The 23,087-nt window shown below is 31.5% G+C and carries 19 protein-coding genes, 1 tRNA gene and 2 pseudogenes; 1 reads left to right on the top strand and 21 read right to left on the bottom strand.

The genetic code is table 11. From position 1 onward, the window contains the following. Positions 1-30 precede the first annotated feature (30 nt). From IGJ50_RS00110 to IGJ50_RS00015, 20 genes and pseudogenes are all read right to left on the bottom strand, one after another. The gene (locus IGJ50_RS00110; RefSeq protein WP_429948241.1) at positions 31-993 is read right to left on the bottom strand and encodes an aminoglycoside phosphotransferase family protein; all 963 of its coding nucleotides are present in this window, start codon (positions 991-993) and stop codon (positions 31-33) included. Next, positions 986-2,233: an aminotransferase class III-fold pyridoxal phosphate-dependent enzyme gene (locus IGJ50_RS00105; RefSeq protein ID WP_069639731.1), complete on the bottom strand. Its 1,248-nt coding sequence runs from the start codon at positions 2,231-2,233 to the stop codon at positions 986-988. The genes IGJ50_RS00110 and IGJ50_RS00105 overlap by 8 nt, the downstream gene beginning before the upstream one ends. 31 nt (positions 2,234-2,264) lie before the next feature. Continuing rightward, positions 2,265-3,749, bottom strand: coding sequence for a hypothetical protein (locus IGJ50_RS00100; protein ID WP_429948238.1), 1,485 nt, complete (start codon positions 3,747-3,749; stop codon positions 2,265-2,267). Next, the gene (locus tag IGJ50_RS00095) at positions 3,740-4,750 is read right to left on the bottom strand and encodes a nucleotidyltransferase family protein (RefSeq protein WP_207120495.1); all 1,011 of its coding nucleotides are present in this window, start codon (positions 4,748-4,750) and stop codon (positions 3,740-3,742) included. The genes IGJ50_RS00100 and IGJ50_RS00095 overlap by 10 nt, the downstream gene beginning before the upstream one ends. A gap of 14 nt (positions 4,751-4,764) precedes the next feature. Continuing rightward, a complete protein-coding gene (locus IGJ50_RS00090; RefSeq protein ID WP_069639728.1) occupies positions 4,765-5,922 on the bottom strand; it encodes a hypothetical protein in 1,158 nt (385 codons plus the stop codon). Positions 5,923-5,968: 46 nt separating this feature from the next. After that, the gene (locus IGJ50_RS00085) at positions 5,969-6,559 is read right to left on the bottom strand and encodes an ATP-binding protein (RefSeq protein ID WP_069639727.1); all 591 of its coding nucleotides are present in this window, start codon (positions 6,557-6,559) and stop codon (positions 5,969-5,971) included. Between the two features lie 4 nt (positions 6,560-6,563). Next, positions 6,564-7,178 (bottom strand): hypothetical protein, encoded by a 615-nt coding sequence (locus IGJ50_RS00080; RefSeq protein ID WP_207120496.1) that lies wholly within the window; start codon positions 7,176-7,178, stop codon positions 6,564-6,566. Next, positions 7,175-8,143 (bottom strand): radical SAM/SPASM domain-containing protein, encoded by a 969-nt coding sequence (locus tag IGJ50_RS00075; RefSeq protein WP_069639725.1) that lies wholly within the window; start codon positions 8,141-8,143, stop codon positions 7,175-7,177. The genes IGJ50_RS00080 and IGJ50_RS00075 overlap by 4 nt, the downstream gene beginning before the upstream one ends. Then, positions 8,131-9,750, bottom strand: coding sequence for a carbamoyltransferase family protein (locus IGJ50_RS00070; protein ID WP_069639724.1), 1,620 nt, complete (start codon positions 9,748-9,750; stop codon positions 8,131-8,133). Before IGJ50_RS00070 ends, IGJ50_RS00075 begins: the two co-directional genes overlap by 13 nt. A gap of 29 nt (positions 9,751-9,779) precedes the next feature. Next, the gene (locus IGJ50_RS00065; protein WP_429948234.1) at positions 9,780-10,928 is read right to left on the bottom strand and encodes an iron-containing alcohol dehydrogenase family protein; all 1,149 of its coding nucleotides are present in this window, start codon (positions 10,926-10,928) and stop codon (positions 9,780-9,782) included. A 6-nt stretch (positions 10,929-10,934) separates the two neighbouring features. Further along, a complete protein-coding gene (locus IGJ50_RS00060) occupies positions 10,935-12,053 on the bottom strand; it encodes a nucleotidyltransferase family protein (protein WP_157804674.1) in 1,119 nt (372 codons plus the stop codon). Between the two features lie 11 nt (positions 12,054-12,064). Further along, positions 12,065-12,895, bottom strand: coding sequence for an HAD hydrolase family protein (locus IGJ50_RS00055; RefSeq protein ID WP_429948233.1), 831 nt, complete (start codon positions 12,893-12,895; stop codon positions 12,065-12,067). Between the two features lie 27 nt (positions 12,896-12,922). Further along, on the bottom strand, positions 12,923-13,156 hold the full coding sequence (locus tag IGJ50_RS00050; protein ID WP_069639720.1) for a phosphopantetheine-binding protein: 234 nt from the start codon (positions 13,154-13,156) through the stop codon (positions 12,923-12,925). Positions 13,157-13,834: 678 nt separating this feature from the next. After that, positions 13,835-15,043, bottom strand: coding sequence for a hypothetical protein (locus tag IGJ50_RS00045; RefSeq protein ID WP_069639719.1), 1,209 nt, complete (start codon positions 15,041-15,043; stop codon positions 13,835-13,837). Then, a complete protein-coding gene (locus IGJ50_RS00040; RefSeq protein WP_069639718.1) occupies positions 15,033-15,965 on the bottom strand; it encodes a hypothetical protein in 933 nt (310 codons plus the stop codon). Before IGJ50_RS00040 ends, IGJ50_RS00045 begins: the two co-directional genes overlap by 11 nt. A gap of 19 nt (positions 15,966-15,984) precedes the next feature. Next, positions 15,985-16,512, bottom strand: coding sequence for a hypothetical protein (locus tag IGJ50_RS00035; RefSeq protein WP_069639717.1), 528 nt, complete (start codon positions 16,510-16,512; stop codon positions 15,985-15,987). Continuing rightward, positions 16,509-17,951, bottom strand: a complete 1,443-nt coding sequence (locus IGJ50_RS00030) for a class I adenylate-forming enzyme family protein (protein WP_429948231.1) — start codon at positions 17,949-17,951, stop codon at positions 16,509-16,511. Before IGJ50_RS00030 ends, IGJ50_RS00035 begins: the two co-directional genes overlap by 4 nt. A 104-nt stretch (positions 17,952-18,055) precedes the next feature. After that, positions 18,056-19,090, bottom strand: a complete 1,035-nt coding sequence (locus IGJ50_RS00025; protein ID WP_429948230.1) for a hypothetical protein — start codon at positions 19,088-19,090, stop codon at positions 18,056-18,058. A 256-nt stretch (positions 19,091-19,346) separates the two neighbouring features. Beyond that, a pseudogene (locus IGJ50_RS00020) lies at positions 19,347-20,328 on the bottom strand (transposase). Positions 20,329-20,466: 138 nt separating this feature from the next. Further along, positions 20,467-21,585, bottom strand: a complete 1,119-nt coding sequence (locus IGJ50_RS00015; protein WP_429948228.1) for an IS110 family transposase — start codon at positions 21,583-21,585, stop codon at positions 20,467-20,469. Between the two features lie 427 nt (positions 21,586-22,012). Here IGJ50_RS00015 and IGJ50_RS00010 point away from each other — a divergent pair. Then, positions 22,013-22,348, top strand: a pseudogene (locus tag IGJ50_RS00010) (transposase); the annotation flags it as partial. Between the two features lie 580 nt (positions 22,349-22,928). Here IGJ50_RS00010 and IGJ50_RS00005 read toward each other — a convergent pair. Further along, positions 22,929-23,005, bottom strand: a tRNA-Pro gene (locus IGJ50_RS00005). Positions 23,006-23,087: the final 82 nt, after the last annotated feature.

The following is a 23,087-nucleotide window of genomic DNA, read 5'->3' as shown; positions in this document are numbered from 1 at the left end:
ACGGTTGCTGAAACAGCATTCGAAAAAACATCATTTGTGAAATTTACCATACCCTCCATCATCCAACAAATCATCAGATGAGGGATAGATATTAAAATCAGTTTGAATAAGAAATGTTAAAATACTGTATCCTGATTCGTAGGTTTTCTTATTTTCTATAGTTTCTTTTTGACTATTTAAATAACTAATCATTTCGAGTATATGAAAAACAAGATAGAAAATTTGATTTTTTTCAAATGTCTCATCAATCCTATCTATTCCATATCCGTGTAAAAAATGTTTTATTGTTGAAGTATCAAAGTGAAAGGTTCGCCAAAACAACTTAGCAAAATCATACTCATAGTGTCCAACAATCGCTCGTTCAAAATCAATTAGGTAAACTTGATCTTTTACATGATTGTAGATAATATTATCTGAAAGAAGATCGTTATGGAGAAGCTGAGAGGTCATTTCTTCTTTGGTCTGATTAAAAATACTTTTTTCTTTCAAATAATTTATTGCAAGACCCAGTTGTCGGTCTTGCAAATTTAACTCAAACTGCTTAATCCTATCATTAACATATACCTTCCAGTTTACAGGTAAAAATGTACCTGTCTGTTGATTGACTAGCTGTCTAGAATATCTGTGGAAACAACATAATGCTTCACCAATTTTTCGGGCCAGTTTGACTTGTGTATCCGAGGACTGTTCTTCATTAAATTGGACTGTTTCTCCAGGTACATATTCCATTATCACCGAATAAATGTTAGTTGTTGATGTTTCATTATCTATACGCCTATTTAAAATAAACGAATCACCATAAATCAACTTTAAACAATTTGTATCTGTTACAAATGAGTGCCTAGATTTATAAAATTTTAAGACTCTGCACTGTTTGCCATTTTTTAGAAGATATAGGTTATTCGTTTCAAATTTTGATTGAATTCGTTCAATTTTTTTTGGCATACTATCATAGGCTGCAGATAGATATTCTTTAATCAATTCGTTATTCATACTCAGATACAAACCTATTTTTAATCAAATAATTTTTATAAGCAGATTCCGTTAAAAGTCCTTTATCAAATGTCAAAACGTCAATAACATTGACCAGCTTATTCAAAACGTCATCAATTTGATGTTTTTTGTGTGAATAATTAAGGTTAACATTATTAAAACAATAAAACAAGATTCCTCTATTTATCGATTCTCCATAAAATTCATTCCCTAAATCTTCAGTCTCAAATATGATATGAAAAGCCGAAGCATCTTTGTAAAAACATTTTGCTGGGAATTTCTTTTTTAAAAATAATTTGTCCAATTCTTCAGCAAAGTATCGTCCTAAATTTTCTATATATGAAGCGACATTATATTTTTCAAGCAATTCAATTGTACTTATCGATGCCCTTATAGAAGATGCTTCTGTATCAAATGTCCCAGATAAATGAGTTTCTTCTTCGGCAAACATCAGCTTATCAAAACCTGCTACTGCAGAAATCGCATATCCATTACCCATAGCTTTACTAAAAGTAGCTGCATCTGGAATTATTCCTATTTTACTCTGAAATCCTTCTAAACTCGTTCTGAAACCTGTTTTTATTTCATCAAATAGGAATAGGGTGTTATATTTTCTCGATAGGTGAAAACATTCTTCATAAAATTCTTTACCAAAGAAACAGAGTTCCGGTGTAATAAATATAGCCGCTACTGAGCCAGAATATTTGACTAAAAGTTTTTCTAAAAGATTGACGTTATATTGGAAATCCAATGTATAGTTGCTATTTTCTGTTAAAACTCCATTTCGTACCCCAGTAAAAGTATCATGCCACCCATGGTAACCTGATGTTAGAATAATCTCTTTTTTAGTATATGCTCTGGCTAATCTTATCAACGCAGAGGCCGCACAAGATCCGGTTCTAAAAAGTCTGACCCTTTCTGCGCATGGAATTTTTTCATTGATTATTCTTGCCAGTTCATTTTGTATAGGATTACTCAATGGCATAAAATTAGACATATTTATCTGATTAACAACCTGACTGTTCACTTCATCATTTGCATAACCTAATATTATCGCACCCTTTCCAGAAATAAAATCTACATATTCATTTCCATCAATATCCCAAACAATAGAACCTTTTGCTCGTGAAAAATAAATGGGAAATTTTTCTATTGGTCCTAATTTATTCATTTTCTTTACGCCACCGACAATCAATGATTGCGCAGCATAATACTCTTTTATTGATTTAGTAAATTCCATTTAGTGCTCTCACTTCCTTCATAAAAAATTATTACCTATCTGTTTTGTATTTCTTGTAATTTTTTATTTTTATTTTCTTCAAAATAAATGTTAGTGCAGGCAAATTTCTTGTAAAAGAATAAAATACAACTCCTATTGCCGTGAACAGCCAATTATATTTTTTTTTATTAATTAGGTTTCTTTCCATTAGCTGATATTGGAGCAATAGGCAAAAACAAGCATTTGCTGTTATCAATGTACTCAATAGCAAAAAATAAGGCAGTTTAGTAAATGAAAGCAACAAACAGATAATCAAGATCGATGGCCCAAACAGCCATGAGAAGGTATCTCTGATAAGAAAACAGATAGTAAAGTAGTATGAACGTAAACGATAATAATTTTCTTTGTGATTTTTTTTGTAATAATTCTTATAATTGAATACATCAAACATACCTGAAAACCATGTCATTTTTTGATTAAATAATGAATAGATGGTACTCGGATTCAATGTATTTTCAATAGCTAAAATAGGTATTATCGGAATTTTCAGGCAACTTAATAAATAACCTGTATATAAATCCTCCAAATTAGTTTTTTCATTTAATTTTCCCATTTGCCCATAAAAGTCCATTCGGAAAGTCATTCCATGCCCAATCATGTATCTACTTCTTAACTTAAACATAAAAGATTGTTTTTTCCAATTATCAGAAGTTCTTTTTAACATAGGATATTCACAACCTAGACTCCACCTAGACTGATAAAGTGCACTTCCTTTTAAATAATGGCCAATTATCCCAGAATATTGTGAATAATTTAAAGTATAAACCCTTATAAGCTGTAACACATCAGGATATTCATTGGCTTTTATCTCTTTGACAAGTGAGGCTTCTAAATCAGTCGATGGTTTACAATCAGCATTATAGACCATAAAATAGTCATTTGGAGATTTCTCGCTACTTTCATTATTGATAGTCTTCCAACAATAATTAACTTGAGAGGCCATACAGCTGGTATCGTTTTTTTCTTCTAGTAAAATAACATTTTTCCAATTGTTTATTTTTATCGATTCTACTACTGTTTCGTACGTTGTTTTTTTATCTGAATAGATTGCTTGAATAGATGCCAAAACATCTTTGAATTCTTCTGACTGATACTTTTCACAAATCCATATGAGTTCTTCCCTATCAAATAAATGATTATATTTTTCACAGATTGAAAAGCTCTTTTCCCTCTTGCATATACTCCAAGCCAATTCTTCTAAATAATGATAATTCTCTGTTTTTTCACTATTTTCTTTTGAAGTAGTTACAACATAGATTCTAACATTCACAATCTTAAAACAAGATAATAATTCTGATATGGTTTTTTCAATAATACTTTGTTCTCTTAAACATGGAATACAAATATTCAACGTGAAGAGACCAGTATCGAGTTCCTCGACCAATGCGGGGGTTTTCAACTTGTTCAATGTCCATAAAATATTATAGTTAATTCTTACATACCTAAAAAATATAACTAAAAATAACACTAAAAACATTTTTTTATAGGGCCTCCTCTTGAACTATAATAATAACTTGCAGTATCCCACATAATTTGTTCTCCTAATTTTCGTATTAAGATTGCAGGTGGCTTTAATCGCAGCACATCTTCACATCTAATAAAGCACTTTGTAACTATTTTCGTAAGTAGTGATGGTTTACTGGTAATCTCTGTCATCCCCCAGTAAGAAAATAATTGCTGAAGAATTATTTTTATTGGGTAAATTCTATTTTTAAGTTTAAAGTGCTCAATCTTATTCGCCAAGCTGGTACAATCATACTTCCCGATTTTTAATAAGAAAATCAAATCCAAATATTTGGATAAACAAGTTCTGGTATACCAGTCTTTACTAATATTAACAAGTGCCAAAATAATTTGATTTTCATCACTTACTATTTCTATCTCTTCATTTAGCAGATAATTCGTTTGGGCTTCTTTAAAAAAGATATCGGGATAATCCAAGTTCCCATAATCAATATTCCAATGTATCTCAATCGGAATATCCTGTTTAAACGCAGTATAGTGGTAGTGATTGTTTAAACTTTTTTCCATTTCTTCTCTGTTAATAAAAAATCCATTTTTTTCTAGACTGTCTGCCACAGTGTAGATATCTTTTTTCCTGATCAACAGATCAATATCTCCAACTATTCTCATATGATAATGATTATATAGACGTTTTGATAGTAAAATTCCCTTTAGAGGAAGCCAGCTGATTTCAGATCGTTTAAATATACTAGCCAACTCAACTAACAACTTTAAATGTTTCTCACTCTTTCCAAGTAATTTTTTTTCATATTGCTTCAAACATACCCTAGTTTTTTTTCCCTCACCAAAATCCATTTCAGCCAATACATTAGGATAACTCAAAAAGAACGGGGTCAATTTATGCTGGTATAAAAAAGTATATATATCCTTAGTCCCACTATCTAAAGCAAACTGTGTTCCTTCATTAGCCAACCCAGTAAGGATCTCAGTAAATTTCTGACTATTATTTTGCATCTACTTTCCTTCCGTTATTCAAAATCGTTTAATAGCTGTTGACTATCATTAAAAATATTTTTCCCAAACTCAATTTGATAAACCTTTGTTTGTTCAATCATATGGTCAACCAATTTTTCCGAGTACTCTAAAATGAATTGATCGGTCTCTCTTCTTTTTTTTAGCCATGGTTCAATCCAATTTTCATCCAAAGGGCTCATACATTGTTCCTGCAATAATGTCGCCGCCTTCTTACTGTCCATTTCTGAAACATGTATGTCAGATATACTCAGATTTATTTTAGGAAAAATAATTGTTTTTAGATTAGCCTGTTCTTTCAGATTTACGGCGAATAGCTCTTTTAATTCTTTCGAAGTAATTTCGAGTTTCACAGCCGAGCCAAAATCTTCACGTTCATCTAGATTCACTTGATTTCTAATTTCTTCAACTTGCGGCCTGCTCCATTTTTGACCATTATCATTCACTTTTTTTGCTAGTTGTGGAATAGCAGCTATCGTTCCACGGCCGATTCTCATAGAAATTGGAAAATATTTCATTAAAAAACCTTGTTTTGTTTCCTTTACCAACAGTCTATCATTAGAAATATAATCCGCTCCATTTAAAATCAGTGAAAGTAGCATCGTTGTTTTTCCTGAAGCCTTATCTCCACAAACCATAATTCCACTTTCTTTAAAAACAACTGCTCCAGCGTGAAACATTATGAAGCCATCATCTTCAGAAGTTCTAAAAATAACCTCTCTCACCACCCTAAATGCCAAATTAAGGTCAACCTCATTTTTTAGAATAATAAAGTAACATAGATCTACTTTTAATATTAGGTAGCGTGGATTCCCGGTTTCTTCTATATAGATTGTACTTTCATTTCCAACTAGGTATTCTTTATGAAAAATGCCGTCTTTAAATGTTTTTATTAGATTATGTTCCATGTTCTTTAATTTAATGAACATGTTTTCAAACAGAACTGGAGAAGTAATCATAACTATTTCAAACTGTCTTGTATGATTCATTTTGTCGACTCCAGTATGTGAATAGTCTTCAATTAGTTTATCAATTTTATCCAAATCTCTACTGTTCGGTGAATAGAAATGAAATTGAGAATCATAAAATGTGTATCCTTTACTCTTATTCAATTCTTTTTTTCTATTAAAAAGCTCATATATTATATCATTCATTCTTCCTCTACTCCTTCTAGATTTACAGTCATTATCTATAGTAAAATCAAGACTGCCAAAAATCTATCATTTTATCTACATAGTCTTGCCATTCCATAGCGGTAGTGTTCAGTATGAAACCTTCTAAGTCATTTTTTGCATGTGCCTGTTTTAGTTTTATCTGCTTTTCTTTAAACATCTGAGTCAATTCCTGGGTATTAAGGTGAAACGAATCTAGATAAGCACTCCACGCTGGAGTGCGGTACTTCTTTGTTAACAATACGGATCTCTTCTCTATAGAATCTTCCTCAAGCTGCAAGAATACTTGTTTTGTATCATAATTGTTTAACCTATCCAGTACTCGCTCTTCTAGTTCTTTCGTTGTCTCATTTTCTATAAAACTGTTACTCATAGAATTTTCCAAAAGCAGACCTATCTCTTTTTTTCCTTCCATCCGTTCAAGTGTCGCAAGAAATTCCTCTATGGTTTCATAGAACTCCTTCAAACTTTTTTCTAAGTCTTTACATGCGTTTTGAGAGTGGTAAGCTGACAAAAAAAATACGGATGAAAAATTTAGTTTTTCACAGTTCATCATCATTTTTTTAAATAAAGTAGACTTTCCTGAACCAGTTATACCTGATAGCATCATTATTTTCATCTAGTCATTTCCTCATTTCACACATTGAAAGAATTATCTTTGTATAGTATTCCCAATCTTTTTCACTGGTGTCGATCCTCAAAACTTCACCCGCAACTCCTTGGAGTTTTTCAATCATCAGCAACTGTCTTTCTGTAAAAATTTTTAGCGCCTTTTCATTTCCACCTAAAGCTTCAATATAGTTTTTCCACCCGCTCTTCCTATACATTAAGGTTTCCTCAATACAACGCTTCTTTAGTAATGTTTCTGGTAGTTCAAAAAATACTGTTTTAAATCCAAGTTTCTTTAATCGTTGATCAATTCTTATAAATTCATCTTCCGAAATTAACTCTCGTGAATAAGCATTTAGATGAAACCCTTCAAAACAGACGCTGATTTTCTGTTGCTGTCCATTTGATGTTTTATCTAGTTGTGCTTCAAAAAAAAGCTGATCTTGGAGCTCTATGAAACTTAGAAGTTGATCAAATACATACTCAGATTTATTAGCCATTTTTTCAAATGTTCTAAGTGTATAATACTCTGATAACACCAGCGTGTTTAGTTTCATTTGTTTCAATCTTAATTCTTTAAAAACACTTGATTTTCCTGATCCTGTTACTCCTTCTAAAATAATTCTCATCTTACATTCACCTGTTCCAATAAAGCTAATTCACATTTTTGACAAAAAAAGGCTTTCGCAGGATCTGTTTCTCCATATATTTGCTCTCTTATGCTATTAACTTTTTTTGAATCCCATATTTCTTTTATAGTTTGAGTTTTCAAATCGCCAATAATTACTTGCTTTCTCCAATCCTGACAACATAACGATACTGTACCGTCGTAATTAATCGCCAATCGATTTTTCAAATAATCCGATTTACAGCCAACAACTTTGTATTTATCTTCTAAAAACGTCTTTTCATTTTTACTACCATTATTTTCAGCGCGATCTAAATACGGATAAACTTTAAATTTTACTCCCAACTCTTTAAAGTATTTTCTTGCAACAGTAATTTCTTCTTGGCTTATTAAACCGACTTTATCTATCATGGTGAATTGGATGGTCATTAATGATTTTTTCTGCTTTACTTTTTTCAGAAGATAAAAGAAATTATTCCATGTATTGATGTAGTCCAACCCCATAATCGACTGATATGTCTCATAAAAAAAACCAAAAATACTACATCTTAGTTCACTGATAAGCTCTTCTTCCACAATAGCATCGATTGTTTCGTAGTTAAGAACCGAAAGATTACTTGAAACTTCTACATTACAACCTATTTTTTTAATTTTTCTTAGTGTCTTTAAAAAATCTCTATCCAAAAAAGGTTCATTATTCAAATAAGGCTCAATGTTGATAATTTTATGTCGATAATGTTGACATTCTTCTAAAATCCGATCAATCAGTTGAACTTCCATTTTCCCGAGAGGTATTTCTTTTCTAACCTGTGGATGTGGACATACCTTACAAAAGGCGTTACATTTTCCGGAAAATTGAATCTCTATATATTCTGGAAAATCAGAAATTTCTGTGAATTCTTTATTTTTTTCAAGTTTTCCATCATTTCTTAACATAACTTTTTCCTGCTTCTTTAAATTTTCCATACTAAATAATTCCCCATAAATAAATAATCAATATCTGACTCCAAAAAACAATCAATTGCATCGTGTGGACTTTCACAAATAGGACGACCTTTAATGTTAAATGATGTATTTAAAACAACTGGAATACTGGACAGTTTATAAAATTCCTGTATAACTGAATAAAATTGTGGATTGAACGTTTTCGTTACAGATTGTACTCTTGCTGTTCCGTCAACATGAACCACAGCGGGTATTCGAGAAATCACTTCTTTGTTTGTTTCCGGAATTAGCAACATATACTCATTGCTTTTTATCATTTCAAAATATTCTTTTTCATGTTCTGCCATCACTGCAGGAGCAAATGGCCGGTAACTTTCTCTAAACTTTACTCTATTATTTAAAATGTCCTTCATCTTCGGATTACAAGGATTTGCCAATATACTTCTATTGCCTAAACTTCTGGGTCCAAATTCAGAACCTCCTTGATACCAAGCAATAATCCTATTCTCCTTTATGAGTTTTGCTGCAAGCTTTTCACCGTTCGCTAATTTACTGTAAAAAATTTTATCTTGCTGCTTTTCCAAGCTCTGTTCTATTTCTTCGTTATTGTACGAGAAACCATAAAAATTATTTTTCATCTCTTTTTTTGAACAGTTATTTTTTTCATAAAACTTTGATAAAGCAGCTCCTATTGAGGTACCCGCATCATTTGCTGCTGGGCAAATAAAGATGTTTTCAAATTTTGTATCCATTAAAATTTTCTGATTTGCTAATCCGTTTAATCCAACACCTCCAGCGATACATATGTTTTTACTTTTAGTAATTTCATATAAATAATCTGCACATTTTACTACTAAATCTTCTAATATCTTCTGAGCAGTAGCGGCCAAATTCATTTTAGTTTCCTGCTCACTTTTAGTTTCAGCCAAAACTTTTTCTACGTATTGTCTGATATTCTCAATTTCAATCTCTACCTGCCCTTGTTCAAAACGAATAAAACGCTCAAAATCCTCTTTATATACAGGTTTTCCATAAGAAGATAGGCCCATCAATTTTCCTGATTCACTGTGAATCTTATTATCTCCACCCATGCTTTGACATCCAAGCATTTTTGCTATCATAGAATAAAAATAACCTATTGAATTATTCGGTTTTTTTACAATTCCATTTTTTATCTCACCATCACCACTTACTCTATCCATAAGTGCAATTCTATTTTCTGTCCCTCTATAATATGAAATAGTTTCCGTAGAAAGCCCTTTGGAGTCCTTTATGATACTGCCACTATGATCAATCACCAAAATAGCTGTATCTTCAAATCCAGACTCATAAAATGCACTTGCTGCATGTGTATAGTGATGATTATAAAGTTGACTCATCTTCCCTTTTACACAATCAAAATAGTCCTTATTCAATAAGTCATTACTGACAAAATAGTCAATTTCGGCTTCTTTAGTATTCGTTTTTTCAAGAACATATTTATAAGCCAGATTCTCTCTTAACTCACAGCCGTACCCATACTTTTTTTTTGCCAACCGTTCTTCCTCAATCGCAATTTTCACTTCTCCATTTTCAACTAAACAAACTGAAAAATCATGAGTTGATCCTCCAAAACCAATTATTTTCATAGTTCCCTCCTATTTTCATTTTATCGTTCTTAGGGTTTTTCTTTCTGTAAACACTTTCTCAGAACAATCATTAACTCTCTGTTTTCTAAAGCTACACCTCTGTAATCACTTGAGTTTATTTTGTTATACAAACTATCTAATTCTAGTTTATTAATAGGATCAGTATACTCAGTAAAATGTGGAACCTGCAGATTTTCAAACATTTCTATCAAAGTCTGTTCAATACAACTGTTACCAATTGCAGTCTCAATATTCTTCATTTTTTCATCGATTTTCTTATCCTTAGAACGAAGTTGCTTTATTGTTTCAACTAAAGTAAATACACTCGCAAAACCATGTGGTATTTTATATGTTGGTCCCAATACATCACTTATATGATGTGAAAAAGTTAAACCTACACCAGTTGCGAAAGACATCGTTGCTAGCAAACTTGCTAAAAACATATTTTCTGCAGCCTCTTCATTCTGATTATTTTGATATAGTTTTTCAAGATTCATACTAATAAGCTTTAGTGCAGAGATTGAGAATAAACGACAAATTTCATTCTTATCATTAACAAGATAAGATTCTAGTGCATGAGACAAGGCATCTACTCCAGAGGCAGCAATCTGTTCTTTTTTCAATGTTTTTGCTACTAGTGGATCAATCAACGCGATGTCTGCAAAGCACTCTCCACTACTAAATCCCCGCTTAATTTTATGCTGTTGATCATATAGTACAGTCCCTCTGGTAATTTCGGCACCAGTACCTGCAGTTGTCGGAATCAAAATCATAGGAATTTTTTTCTCAGCCAAAGTTGTGTTTGGGACGAGATAGTCTTCAATATTATTGGCTTTAGAGCTCAATAATATATTGACAGCTTTTGCCGAGTCCAAACAACTGCCACCGCCTATTCCGATGATTCCATCATAAGAACAATCCATACATATTTCTGCAATTGCATTAATAGACTGATCTGTAGGTTCGCATACTACATAAGGACAAACATCTACGCTGATACTATCCTTACACAAATCTTCCCGCATCTTCTCAAACCATTTTTTTTTACTAATTTCTTCATCTGTCAGAATTAGGATAGCAGACATATTCAGTCTGTTTGTATATTCTAAAATCTCCTTCAAAATTCCTTTTTTAAAGTGAACCTCCACAGGTAAATGGTACTTAAAGTCATACTTCATAATGCCTCATTCCTTTCTGAATTGTTGATATTTTTCCATACGATTAAAGTCAAAAACACGTTCTCCAATATGCAAGGAATCAATTATTTTTGTTTTCCCATCAAAAGAATACAATTCATGTGTCTTGGCAGATGGATATTCTTTTATTAGATCTAAAATTGAAGGTTCATTTAAACCAAAGAAGTCATTACAAATTGAAAAAGTATAGAGTACTTCATCAGATACTTGAAAATCCTCCACTCTGGTAATAAAAGAATCTAGTTTTTTTTCTTTCAATACTTTATGAATCAAAATATGAACATCACAAAGCTTATAAAGCGCTAAATCTTTGTAGGTTTTAACTTTTTCCAATGATACAGCTTCTTTGTAGAAATGGATACAGACGAAAAGAAGCAAATCGATTAAACTCAACGAATAAAAAGATTGTTTATCTTTTTTTCCAGCATATAAAAATCGGCTACCATGCATCTTATTTACATACTCATCTGTTCTATTGGTTGAAAATAAATCTAACGAAAATTGAAAGTCCAGAATATGATAATTCAGATACTCATTATCCACTTGCTTAATCAATGGATAAATTTCATGAGAAGACAGAGGCCTCATCAGCACTGCTTTTCTGGTGGCTTCTTTAATTCCATTATGAATATAGTCCTTTTTTCCAAAAACATATCCTTCATCTTTTGCAATTCTGACAATAGCATCTAGATCTTTTTGTTTAACAAGAATATCATTATCATTAAAACTTCTGTATACATCTTCTGGATACCCGTATTCAGATAGGGCAAGACCTTTGACTAAAACATATTCAATCGCTTCTTCAGTCATTTTTTGGGTAATCCTAAGCGTTTGTTTCTCTTGTGCACTGTTAATGCTTTGCAATAATTTATTTTCCTGATCTAAAATCGTTATAAATCGATCATAGGAACACAAAAAATTTTCTTTTTTAAAACAGTATTTCTTTACAGTTGCCCAAGAAATACCGAAAATCCGATGTATTGCCAACTGACCTAAAACAACGGACCAATCTAATCCATTCTCCATTAAATGAATTAGTTCAAGCTCTTCTTTTTCATCTAAATAATATTTAGCTAACAAAGTAACTAACCTATATTCTTTTTTCATTTCACTGATTTTCATATTTTTCTCCAATTGATTAATTTTTCAATAAATAAATCTAAAAAACAAACTAATTCTCCTGTTAAAGAAATATTTGAAGCTTCTACTGCTTCTGCTTCTGATTCTCTAACACTAACTCCAATACTAGCTGCTTCTAACAGTTCAACATCATCTTTATCGTTTCCAAAGAACATCGTATTCTGAAATGTAGATTCCTTAAATTCTGAAAAAAGAAACTGTGCTGCCCCTTCTTTTTTTGTTATTTCAGGAAAAATCCTTACGGTGTTAAGCTTTCTGTACTGTCTTATGACTACACCTTCTACCTCTAAATATTCCAAGTTAAATGACGTGTTAGGAAATATATAAATACTTAATACAGCTTCTTCTTTTAGCTTTTGTTTAAGCAAATCACTTGATATCTCGGCTAGTCTACTTGAAGCTACTTGAAAAACCATTTGATATTTTATTCTACTTTTTTTATTTATAGTATAGATGTGTTCTGGACAGACAATTGCATAATCATATCCTCTTCTAGTAACAAACGTAATTATTTTTTCTATGCTTTCCGAATTGAGTCTGTGAATAAATTGATTTTTTCCACTTTCTGAATAGGTAATATTTCCAAACTGACCCAAAGATTTCTCATAAAAATATTGGTCTATTTGATCCTTTTTTACAAATTCTTCTAGACTATCATATTCTCGTCCACTAATAATAATGGAGATAATTCCTAATTTTTTTAACTGCTCTACTCTTCTTAAAACTGGCTTTACATTGGCATTTGTTTTTGTAATTATCGTTCCATCAATATCAAAAAAGCAGTATTTGATTTTTTCTATTTCCTTCAACCCTTCTCCTCTTTTCAAAATTGTTGGTCAAGGCAGTAGTATGCTCTCAATCGTCTCTTTAAGCTTCTCAAAATTTTCAAATGTTCCAGGAACTAAATAGCTGTCAGGGATTTGAATATCAAATTCAGTTTCAATTGAAATCAGAAGCTCAATTGACGACATAGAATCTAATCCGAGGTTTCTTAAATTTTCACTCTTTTGAATTTCCTTAATGTCTTCATATAAATAATTATTTATAATACGTTCCAATTTTTTTTCCACTTTATAACTCCAATCTACATTTTTGACTTCAAAACCTTTAAAAATTATCTTTTGTCTGGTGGCATTCCTCCCAAATATCCCTGTTATTTTCGATATTTTACTATGCTAACTATTTATTTTTTTACCAAAGCCTTTCCACAAAAAAAGAATTTGATTATTAACGATTATAGTAAAAATAGGAACTGAAGTTAATAATTTAGATAAAGGTCAAAAGAAGATTTTTATCATACATATAAATCCATATTTCAAACATTCATTTTGTTTTACCGCTTTTTATAAAATATTCAAAAAAACTATAGCCGCGAACTATCATAATTTAATGACAGTTCGCGGCTATAGTTCAGAAAAATATTTCCATTTTCTATTTCATCACAAAACATATTTGTATCCAACTTCTCACATACAAAGTTTCATTTCTTTTTTTGAATCAAACTTCACTTCTTTTTTCGAATTAATTCTCATAATTTTATCCTCCTTTTTCAAAAATTGATACTGATTAATATCTTCTTTTATTATAAAGTACTAGAAAAAGGTAAACTAGATTATCTCTGTTTTCCAAAATTTTTTTAGCGTGATTAAGTTTTTCAAGCTGTTAACTAAACTCTTTTGTCTTTTAAAAATAACGTAAAACAATGTATACTTTAGATCATTAACGTCCAAATATTATAAGATATCTAATTAAAATTCAATTTCACTTTTTTCAATGATAGTCTGAGAAATAGAAACAATTTGATTATTGTAAAAGCAAATCTCTTTAGGTACTTCTCTGCTTAAAAAATTGATTAAGCTAGAGGATAAACCGTATGCTCCAACATTGTTTATATAAAATAGGTCTCCCGAGTAAATCTCTCTTGATGTTTCAACGCGAGAATTAACGATATCCAAAGGAGAACATGACGGCCCAACTAATCTGTAACAATTTTCTCCCCGGCTACTATTCATAAAATTGATATCATTTTTAGGTGGTAGTGTTCTCCTACTTCCAGAAAACCCGTTCAAACAATGTATTCCAACGTCTGAAATCAAATACGGTATGCCTTTGCTCACTTTTTTATATAAAATACTCCCTAAAAGAACTCCAGATTCAGAAGTCAAATATCTGCCAGATTCAAAGAAACATTTCTTACTTTCTCGATTATCAATCTTCATAAAACATTTTTCAAGATTTTCTTTTAGGGAAGTAAGCTCAAATGCATTATCATTACTTGCATACGGGGCTGGAAATCCACCACCTAAATCTAGCATCTGTAAAGAAATACCCATGTGCTCAATTTTATTTCCTATTTCCACTATCGCTTCTACATTTGAAACTATTTCATTCAAGTCTGTAATATTACTACCAAAAAAACTGTGTATACCCTTCACTGTAATGTGTCCCGATTTAAACCTGTCTATATTTTCTAGAAAAACCTCGAGATCTATGCCAAATTGACTCGAACTGCCCCCCATTTTTAATGATGAGTGACTATTTTTTGAAGAAATGTTTAACCTAATAAAAATGCCAATTTCTTTATTTAATGACATACAAAGATGGTTGAGCATTTCAAATTCTGGAATAGATTCACATGAAATCAGACTAAGTCCATGACAAATCATATAATGTACTTCATTATACGTTTTTGCCGGAGAAGTAAAAAGAATTTTGCTAGGTTCTACATTATTTTTTATTAATAGCATAAATTCTTCTTTGTTTGCAACTTCGAAGTGACTACCTAACTTACTTAAATGCCTAATTACCCCTGGATTGTTATTACATTTCACTGAATATAAAATAGTACTATCTTTTGGTAAAGCTTTTTTCAGTCGTGTATATGCTTTCGAAATTATATTCAAATCATAGATATATACGGGGCTGCCGTAGTTTTCGATTACTTTTTCAAGATTCATTTTTTATCTCTTTGACCCTTTCTTTTAAAAAATCCACTGCATCATGTTCCATTACTGTTATTTCTTTCAATAATCGCTCCATTGTGTCATAAATTTCTTCTTGAATACAAGTTGATACGATTATTTTTAAAATAGACATAAATACATTTGACCATTTAGTATAAATTTTAAGATAGAGAGATCGAATTTTTACTTCACCTCTAAGCTCAAAAAAATCGGCTGCCTGTTTCCTACTTCTTCGAATAGTATCAATTCCTTCTGAGAAGCTATCTAGTCTGTAAAAATCTTTGTTCACTATTGCTTTTAAAATATCTGTTACAATTTTTTCTAAGGCGTCGAATCCATAACTAAACTGGTAATCCCCATAGGACTGATATATATTCTGATCAGTCATCAATTTTATATTATGTTGCAATGCTTCTAACGTACTAATCTCTTTGCAAGTTGCCGCATCTATTACTTCTATTCGAACAAACTTACATTTAACAAATTCTTGGGAATAATTCCACCATGATAGTAAGGTTTCCTTCTCTATGATTTTCTCACAGCCAAAGTAATTATCCTGAATCGAAACTAGATCTTCGTTTATATCTATTATGAATGCATGAATATGATGCTCTTTTTGATACATATTACAGTAATTCAGAAAAAAATAATCTAGTTTAATTATATAACTCCCACTCTGCTCTATTTCCACTTCAATAGCAGGATTAATTTTTTCCTCAAGAAGTATACCAAAATAGTTCAAGAAATAGTAATCATAATAATGATCTTGGGTAGCGATTGTAAATAAATTAGAGTGGCATTGCTTTCCATATTCCAAACCAGCTCTCCAAAAAAAATGTTTAAATTCATAATTCATAGCTTTTAATTTTTCTGCTAAAAGCATCTCAAAACAATTAAACTGTGGCTCTTGTAACATTTAATCTACCCCTCTATTTTTAAAATAATGTGATTGCAAAAATCCGAATACATAAATTATCTGGTAATTTTATATAGTCTACTTTATATTCTGAATCTAAAGGTACCTTCATCTCAAAAACAGAAGCCTGTTGATTGATTTTTCTTGCTTCTGGGTGTTGGGAAATAACATATTTTGTTGTGTAAAAAATAGAAGTATTCTCAAAATTGACAGATGTTCTGCTAAAATTCGGGAAATTAACTTCTACTTCATACTCGCCTCTTTCTGATCCAACAACGACTTTTTCTATATAATCACCATACAACCCCAAAGCGATGATTCCCAGATAATCAAATTTTTCTTTTGCTTCAATTTTAATATTATTATTTTTCGCTTCAAAATTATCTAATTCTTCATCATAGCAAATTTTATAATCTGATCGATTGCTAAATATATTTTTAGGGTAAGGAAAAGCGGTACCCAATAAAGTCAGCATAGCCTCATTATCAAGATCATCTTTCTGATAAGCTTTGTTATTGAAATGTTTTGATATATTTATACTTTTCATTCAGTAGGGCTCTCCAATTCAGCACAATATTTTTTAAGCTTTAGAACATCTATTTTTCTGTTAGAGGTCAATGGCATTTTTTTTATTTTTAACACTTTAGGAATTTTGTACTTATCGAGTTTAAACTTTAATCCATCTCTTACGATTTTTTCTGAACATTCTCCCTGATAGACCAAAAAGAAATGGTCATCAAGTGTAAATACTTTTGCAAAAACCACTTCAGGGGTTTTCATTGCGATTGATTCTATTTCAAATGGATCAATCCGATAGCCATTATATTTGATAAATTCTGAACTGCGCCCTTCAAAAAATAAGTAACCTTGCTGATCAATATAAAATTGATCTCCAGTTCTAAAATATCGCGCTTTATCAATCTCAAAATAGTGGATAGCTTCTTCTGTTGATTTATCTGATAAATATCCAAATGTAACACTTGGTCCTTCTACAACTAATTCGCCATAACCATATTCACTTAATTTATTTGATTCATGATCTATCACATAAGCTTTTGTTCCCGGCAATGGTTTTCCTACAGAAGTTGGTTTAAATTTGAATTCTTCCGGAGTTAAAATAGAAACTCTCTTACATTCCGTAATGCCGTACATAAAATAGATATTTAAATTTAGATTTTGTTCCCAAATTAGTTCCTGTATTGAAGGAGATAAATATTCTCCTGTGTTTGTTATCGTTTTTAACGACAACATATTCAACAAATTGTTTCTTTTGGCCAACCAGATTAAATTTGTTGTCGTTTTAGGTAATGAGGGCAGAAAAGTTATTTTTCTCTCTGAAATAAAAGACAGCAGCGCAAACTCTGAATACTCTTCAGAAAAGAATTCTAATCTACAATTTTTAATTACTGTAAAAAAAATATGATACAATCCGTAATCAAATGTAATCGGAAGAAATAGACCAATTCTATCCTCCGAACTTAGTTTCAATATCTTTAAAATAGATTCGATACAAAAATAAATATTAGACATCATTATTTTAATCCCTTTGGGTACACCTGTAGAACCTGAAGTAAAAATGGTCAGTACTTGTCTATCTTCAATGAAATAGTCAATATCAGTTTTATTTCCAGTATACTTTGAGGAATAAATTGACTTGATAGAAATCTCATTATTAACTAATACATTCTCACTCTCCATAATAATTATTTCTGGATGAAAAATAATTCTACGTTGTTTTTTTGATTTACTTTCTCTTTTTAAATCAACTAAACAGATATTTATTCCTAAAGTAATTGTAGCTATCAATATAGGAATAATTTCAATCTCATCAAAAAATTCAATTAATATACTTTGATCAAATATTTTATGGGCATTGAAGTAATTTATACAACATTGAGTTTTTTCATATAAGATTTTATTAGTTAGTTCATTTTTCCCTGACTTAAAAATAATTTTATAAGGACTATTTTTTGCATTTTTAATCACATTTTTATATAGAATATCGCATTCTCCTTCCTAAGTTGCTATAATAATTTTTTGTTCATTTTACCTATTCAAACAGTATTTATTTAAGGAATTCTTGTTTTATATTAACGAACTTTTTTGTTGCACATAGTATATTTAGTCAACTTTTCTGATTTTATTAAGTATTCAGCAGCTTTTTTATATTTTCTATGATTAAAATAAAAATGGGCCAAGCTTCTAATAGCAGCTTTTTGATATAAAAGCACATGATTGTTACAAAAAAAACTACAACACAAAAGCATTGTCTCTTCATAATGTAAAAAATTAATATTTTCTTCTAAATTAATACAACAATACATATAAATATGCTCTAGTGTTTTATTGTAAATTATTCCTTTGACTTTTTTTAATTCTTCTTTTGCAAGTTCCTTTTCGCGAATTTCTAACAAGCAAAAACTCTTAATGATCTTTAGAAAATTGTCTTTAGGTAATTTCTCATTATTCTTATCAATCAATTCTAGACTATCTTGAAAGCTTTCTTTTGTTATATGCTCCATGATAAGCAGCATTAATTGCTTTTGATTACAGTCTGAATCACTCACTTCATCTTGAAAAACAGTATTTTCGACCTCTGTATTTAAACTTGCCATAATTTGTATAACTTCTTCAACTTGCCAATTCACTTTCTTCTCGATACTATCCGTACATCTTCCTATTTTTATCAACTGCTCATTACAAGCAGAGGCTCCTTCATAAATTTTTTTTAAGCAAAAAACTAGTTCTATAACATTTGAATCTTCTGAAGAAATTAATTCAGACATTTTATTGATTAAAGAATAGAAAATATCAAAATTAATACAGTCTAATTTGAACATTGCAGACTCAAATTGACAATTTGAAAATAAATCAGCGATCTCATAAATATTATCAATAAAAAAATGTTTAAATAACTCATTTGTTAATCTCATATTTTTAAAATGATTTGATACCTGCATTCTATCTAACATCAAAAAATATGTTTGCTGGTCAAAATGATACTTACCTGATATCATATTTGAAAAATGACTTTCACTTATAATTCCTTCACATAATTTCTTTTGTGGAATACATTTTTTCTTACATAAGAATAATGCAATAAACATTCTCATCCTTTCACCCATTTAATCTCCACCTTTTTTAACTTAATTCTAATAAAAAGCCAGCATTTTTTTAATACTTTATGCTAAGCAACAAAATTTTTTCTTTTATTCACAGTTTATTAAGAAATTATAGAAATACTTTTTTCTTCTATTTTATGCTTAAAATACAAAAAAAAAGCCAGAATTAGTCTATTCTAACTGTTCCAAATACAGTATCTTACTAAGTATATTCCAACACCCATTCCTACCATGCAAACTAGAGTTTGGGACGTAAGTCCTAAGAACCAAAAAATAGAAGACCGAAAATCATAAAAAAGATTTTCAGTCTTCTATTTTTTAGATTATGGGGAGAATCATGTTTATTATTGGGTCTATTCAATCGATATTTCCTTAAATTTACAGCCATTAACGCAAAGCCAATTTCATTATGTGTCTTCTGTTTTCCTCGAACAGAGAACCGAGTGAAGCCTAAACAAGCTTTCAAATGTCCGAAAGCTGGTTCAACGTCAATTTTTCGTTGACGGTAGAGTTTACCTGTTTTTGCTTCTGAAAGTAGCTGTTGAATCCTCGCTTTAAAGTATTCCCAGTTCATGTTCTTATGAATCCCACAATTCTTGTTACTCTTCGCTTTTGTACATTGGCTTCGAAGAGGACTATTCGAGCAGTCTTCACGTTCATATTGTTTTAAATACCGTGTAAACCCATACTTATCTGTACGAATAGAATAATTTCGAAAATTCATTATAAAGGAAGGTTGATTTCTCAGTGAGCTTTTTGTCAAAGTTATCAACGGATTTTCTCCAAACAAAGGTATATTTATTTGCGTTGGCTTCAATCTTTGTGCCATCTATAAAAATGTCATCTTCATCGATTAATTGTTCCTTGACTAATTGACTACGGAATTGGACGAAGCACTCCCGAAGGAGTGCGTTCACTAAGGGATTCACACGGAAACGATTGATCGTTCGATAGCTCGGCTGATAACTTTGAGTGAGCCACATCATCCGGATACTATCCTTCGTTAAAGCTTCAATCTTTCGACCAGAGAACACAGATTGTGTATAGGCACATAAAATCATCTTCATCATCATTTTCGGATGATAAGAAGAAGGGCCCATTTGATGGTGAAAAGGAAGAAAATGTGCCTCGGGAATACTTTCAACTAATTGATCAATAGCGAATGCGATATCATTATTTTCTAACTGAAAGCTAAAATCTAGAGGAAGAATGACTTGATTTGTGGTATAATTTTTAAAAATAATCCAGATGCCAATCAATTTGACTGGTATCTGGATTTTTCGTTAGGACTTATTATACGAAAACTAAACTCGTAAAAAAAACAAAAAAAGGCTACCTCCTACCTAATGCGTAGTTAGCCATAATTGGTCTAGAACACTTTAGCAGTTATATATTAGAGTGTTCTTTCTATTTTTTAAATAACTTTCTCCAAGTTCATCATAGCGGGACTGATCGGAAAACATCCGATAAATGATACGTAACAATAAATGAACGGTCGCTACAACCGATTTTTTGTGTCCAGCATTTCTTCTTACTCGAAAGAAAAATGCTTGAATTCGAGTAGGTTTCCCTTGGGAAACCGCCAGTGCCCCTTGTGCTAAGACTTTTTTTAGATAAGAATTTCCTTTTCCTACCCGTTTACTTCGCGTCTTTCCAGCACTTTGATTATTTCCTGGACTCGCTCCTGCCCATGAAGCCAAATGCCCAGATGAGAGGAAAACAGACATATCTATTCCTACTTCTGCAAGTACAACTGCCGCCGTTCTTCGATTGATTCCAGGGATTTCCTCTAAACGTTCTACGTATTCTTCATAAGGAACGAGATAGTCGTTTATTGTTTCTTCGACTTCTACTAATTGTTTTTCTAGGGATTCAAGCAATTGAGGCACTTTTCTGCGTAATGTTGTATAAACACACTCTAAAATGAGTGTTTCTGTGATTGGCCTGTTTTTTACTAAAGCATAGAGCAACGCTCTACCTGATTTTCCGTAGATATCTTTAATCACCGAGGTTAATTTGATTCCAGCATTCTGTATTACCATGTGTCCGCGATTTTTTTCCCGATTCAAATCTTCCACTAAATGTTTGCGATAACGTGTTAAATCTCTCAATTCTTGAATAGGTTCTGGTGGAACAAAACTTGTAGGAACGACTCCTAATCGTGTGAGACGAGCAATCCATTCCGCATCTTTCATATCCGTTTTTTTTCCTGGAATATTTTTGATGTGACGAGGATTCGCTAACTGCAGCTCAAAATGATTCTGTAAAATCCGCCACACGCATTTCCAATAAACACCGGTACTTTCCATACTTATATGTGTGACTTCGTAAGAAGTCAACCAATCAGATAGGTCAAAAAGACCACGAGTTGTCGTATCAAAACTACCAAAGAATTTTTCTGGGCGTTTTTTCCCTTCAGCAGAACGAATAATGCACGCAACAATTACTTTTTGATGGATGTCTAATCCAGCACAACAAGAACGAAGTACATCTTCCATTTTCAACATTCCTCCTTGAAAAAAATTACAGAAGAGGTTATTCTACTTATAGAAACAATTTATTTTTATACGCAGGTTCTATGACCTAATGATTGGTGCAAATAAGTAGAATGATCTAGTTTGTCCCTCAAGGTTACTTGGAGCAGAACCTCAATAAGTGATCGACCTACAAGCCACTCCTGTCATCTCTAAGTATGACAGGAAAAAGCCTGCAGGTCGATCACTTTCGTTTTCATTCTGTTCGGTGAGGGCGATCGCCCTCATGGGTGTTTGTCCCAAGCTCTGGTCTAACTGTTAAAGTCTATTATGAGCGTGTTTTACAAGCCATAGTACACACCTCCATCTATATATTGATTTCAATACTAATCAGTACCACTATATATTTTATTATGTTTAACTTTTATTAACCACATGAGTTATACTTTTCAAAAGTGGTTACTTCGATTATGAAGTATTTATGTTTAATGATATTTATTTTTGTTCTCAAGGTATAAGTCATTTGTCATTTTCAACAATCACTCGTGAGAGCTATCGAACGTATAAATCTAATCCAAAACTCTGCATTCATTGTCCATTACTTGAACCCTGTACTCTGAGTGAAAAACATCAAAAAGTTGTGACTCGATATGTTTGGGCTGATCTGATGGACAAACTTGAACATCAACGCCATACGACGTTGAATAAAGAAATGTATAGAAAGAGAAAACAGACAATTGAACGAATATTTGCAGATGCAAAAGAAAAGCATGGAATGCGTTGGACGAACTATATATTTTCGTCCTATTTAGATAAGAATAAAGACTTTTGCGAGCCATGTCTATATAATAAAAAGAAGAGGTCAAAAGACTATTTGACAAGGGAGGTAAGACATTGGTGAGACACAAAAAAATGAATAAGGAGTGGTCAAAAAAGAAAACAAAGGAAATTACTAGAAGCCCATTATGAAGATGCAATTCCAATCGAACTTTTCAAAAAGGAACAAGCCACTTTGAAAAATTCACTTATCGGTATTGATAACCAATTGAAGCTCCATGTTAATTATGGTCAACATGCAAAAGAGAACTATAGTCGAATTCTTGAGATGATCGAAGGTTGCCATAAAGTGTATGCTACTGCACCCAATTATATCAAACACTTGTTTAACCAAGCATTATTTGCTAAAGTTCTTGTATACTCAAGTTGCAACCTATCTTATGAAGCTGCTGATAGCTTCGACCCCGTAATAAGCATTAAAGCGCACAATAAAAAAGAATCCGCTAATTCTAGCGGATTCTTCGACACATTTATCTCAGTACCTAACACCTTAAAAAATTTTTTTGGTGCAGGCTTAAATAATGACAAAATGGTCGGGAAGACAGGATTCGAACCTGCGACCCCTTGGTCCCAAACCAAGTGCTCTACCAAGCTGAGCTACTTCCCGTAGCTATAATAATAAAAAAAGACTAAATGCTTAAAAGGAACTAGTACCACTACCCTCTAAACCGTAGTCAGACATTTCAACT

Source organism: Enterococcus sp. AZ101, assembly GCF_050499005.1.
Classification (GTDB): domain Bacteria; phylum Bacillota; class Bacilli; order Lactobacillales; family Enterococcaceae; genus Enterococcus_L; species Enterococcus_L ureilyticus.
The sequence above is the reverse complement of the archived record's forward strand: the minus strand, read 5'-3'. Positions and strand labels throughout refer to the sequence as shown.

Excerpts from the sequence above, each read along its gene's own strand:
- IGJ50_RS00110 (WP_429948241.1), bottom strand. The coding sequence starts at position 993 with ATGAATAACGAATTGATTAAAGAATATCTATCTGCAGCCTATGATAGT.
- IGJ50_RS00105 (WP_069639731.1), bottom strand. The coding sequence starts at position 2,233 with ATGGAATTTACTAAATCAATAAAAGAGTATTATGCTGCGCAATCATTG.
- IGJ50_RS00100 (WP_429948238.1), bottom strand. The coding sequence starts at position 3,749 with ATGTTTTTAGTGTTATTTTTAGTTATATTTTTTAGGTATGTAAGAATT.
- IGJ50_RS00095 (WP_207120495.1), bottom strand. The coding sequence starts at position 4,750 with ATGCAAAATAATAGTCAGAAATTTACTGAGATCCTTACTGGGTTGGCT.
- IGJ50_RS00090 (WP_069639728.1), bottom strand. The coding sequence starts at position 5,922 with ATGAATGATATAATATATGAGCTTTTTAATAGAAAAAAAGAATTGAAT.
- IGJ50_RS00085 (WP_069639727.1), bottom strand. The coding sequence starts at position 6,559 with ATGAAAATAATGATGCTATCAGGTATAACTGGTTCAGGAAAGTCTACT.
- IGJ50_RS00080 (WP_207120496.1), bottom strand. The coding sequence starts at position 7,178 with ATGAGAATTATTTTAGAAGGAGTAACAGGATCAGGAAAATCAAGTGTT.
- IGJ50_RS00075 (WP_069639725.1), bottom strand. The coding sequence starts at position 8,143 with ATGGAAAATTTAAAGAAGCAGGAAAAAGTTATGTTAAGAAATGATGGA.
- IGJ50_RS00070 (WP_069639724.1), bottom strand. The coding sequence starts at position 9,750 with ATGAAAATAATTGGTTTTGGAGGATCAACTCATGATTTTTCAGTTTGT.
- IGJ50_RS00065 (WP_429948234.1), bottom strand. The coding sequence starts at position 10,928 with ATGAAGTATGACTTTAAGTACCATTTACCTGTGGAGGTTCACTTTAAA.
- IGJ50_RS00060 (WP_157804674.1), bottom strand. The coding sequence starts at position 12,053 with ATGAAAAAAGAATATAGGTTAGTTACTTTGTTAGCTAAATATTATTTA.
- IGJ50_RS00045 (WP_069639719.1), bottom strand. The coding sequence starts at position 15,043 with ATGAATCTTGAAAAAGTAATCGAAAACTACGGCAGCCCCGTATATATC.
- IGJ50_RS00040 (WP_069639718.1), bottom strand. The coding sequence starts at position 15,965 with ATGTTACAAGAGCCACAGTTTAATTGTTTTGAGATGCTTTTAGCAGAA.
- IGJ50_RS00035 (WP_069639717.1), bottom strand. The coding sequence starts at position 16,512 with ATGAAAAGTATAAATATATCAAAACATTTCAATAACAAAGCTTATCAG.
- IGJ50_RS00025 (WP_429948230.1), bottom strand. The coding sequence starts at position 19,090 with ATGGGTGAAAGGATGAGAATGTTTATTGCATTATTCTTATGTAAGAAA.
- IGJ50_RS00015 (WP_429948228.1), bottom strand. The coding sequence starts at position 21,585 with ATGGAAGATGTACTTCGTTCTTGTTGTGCTGGATTAGACATCCATCAA.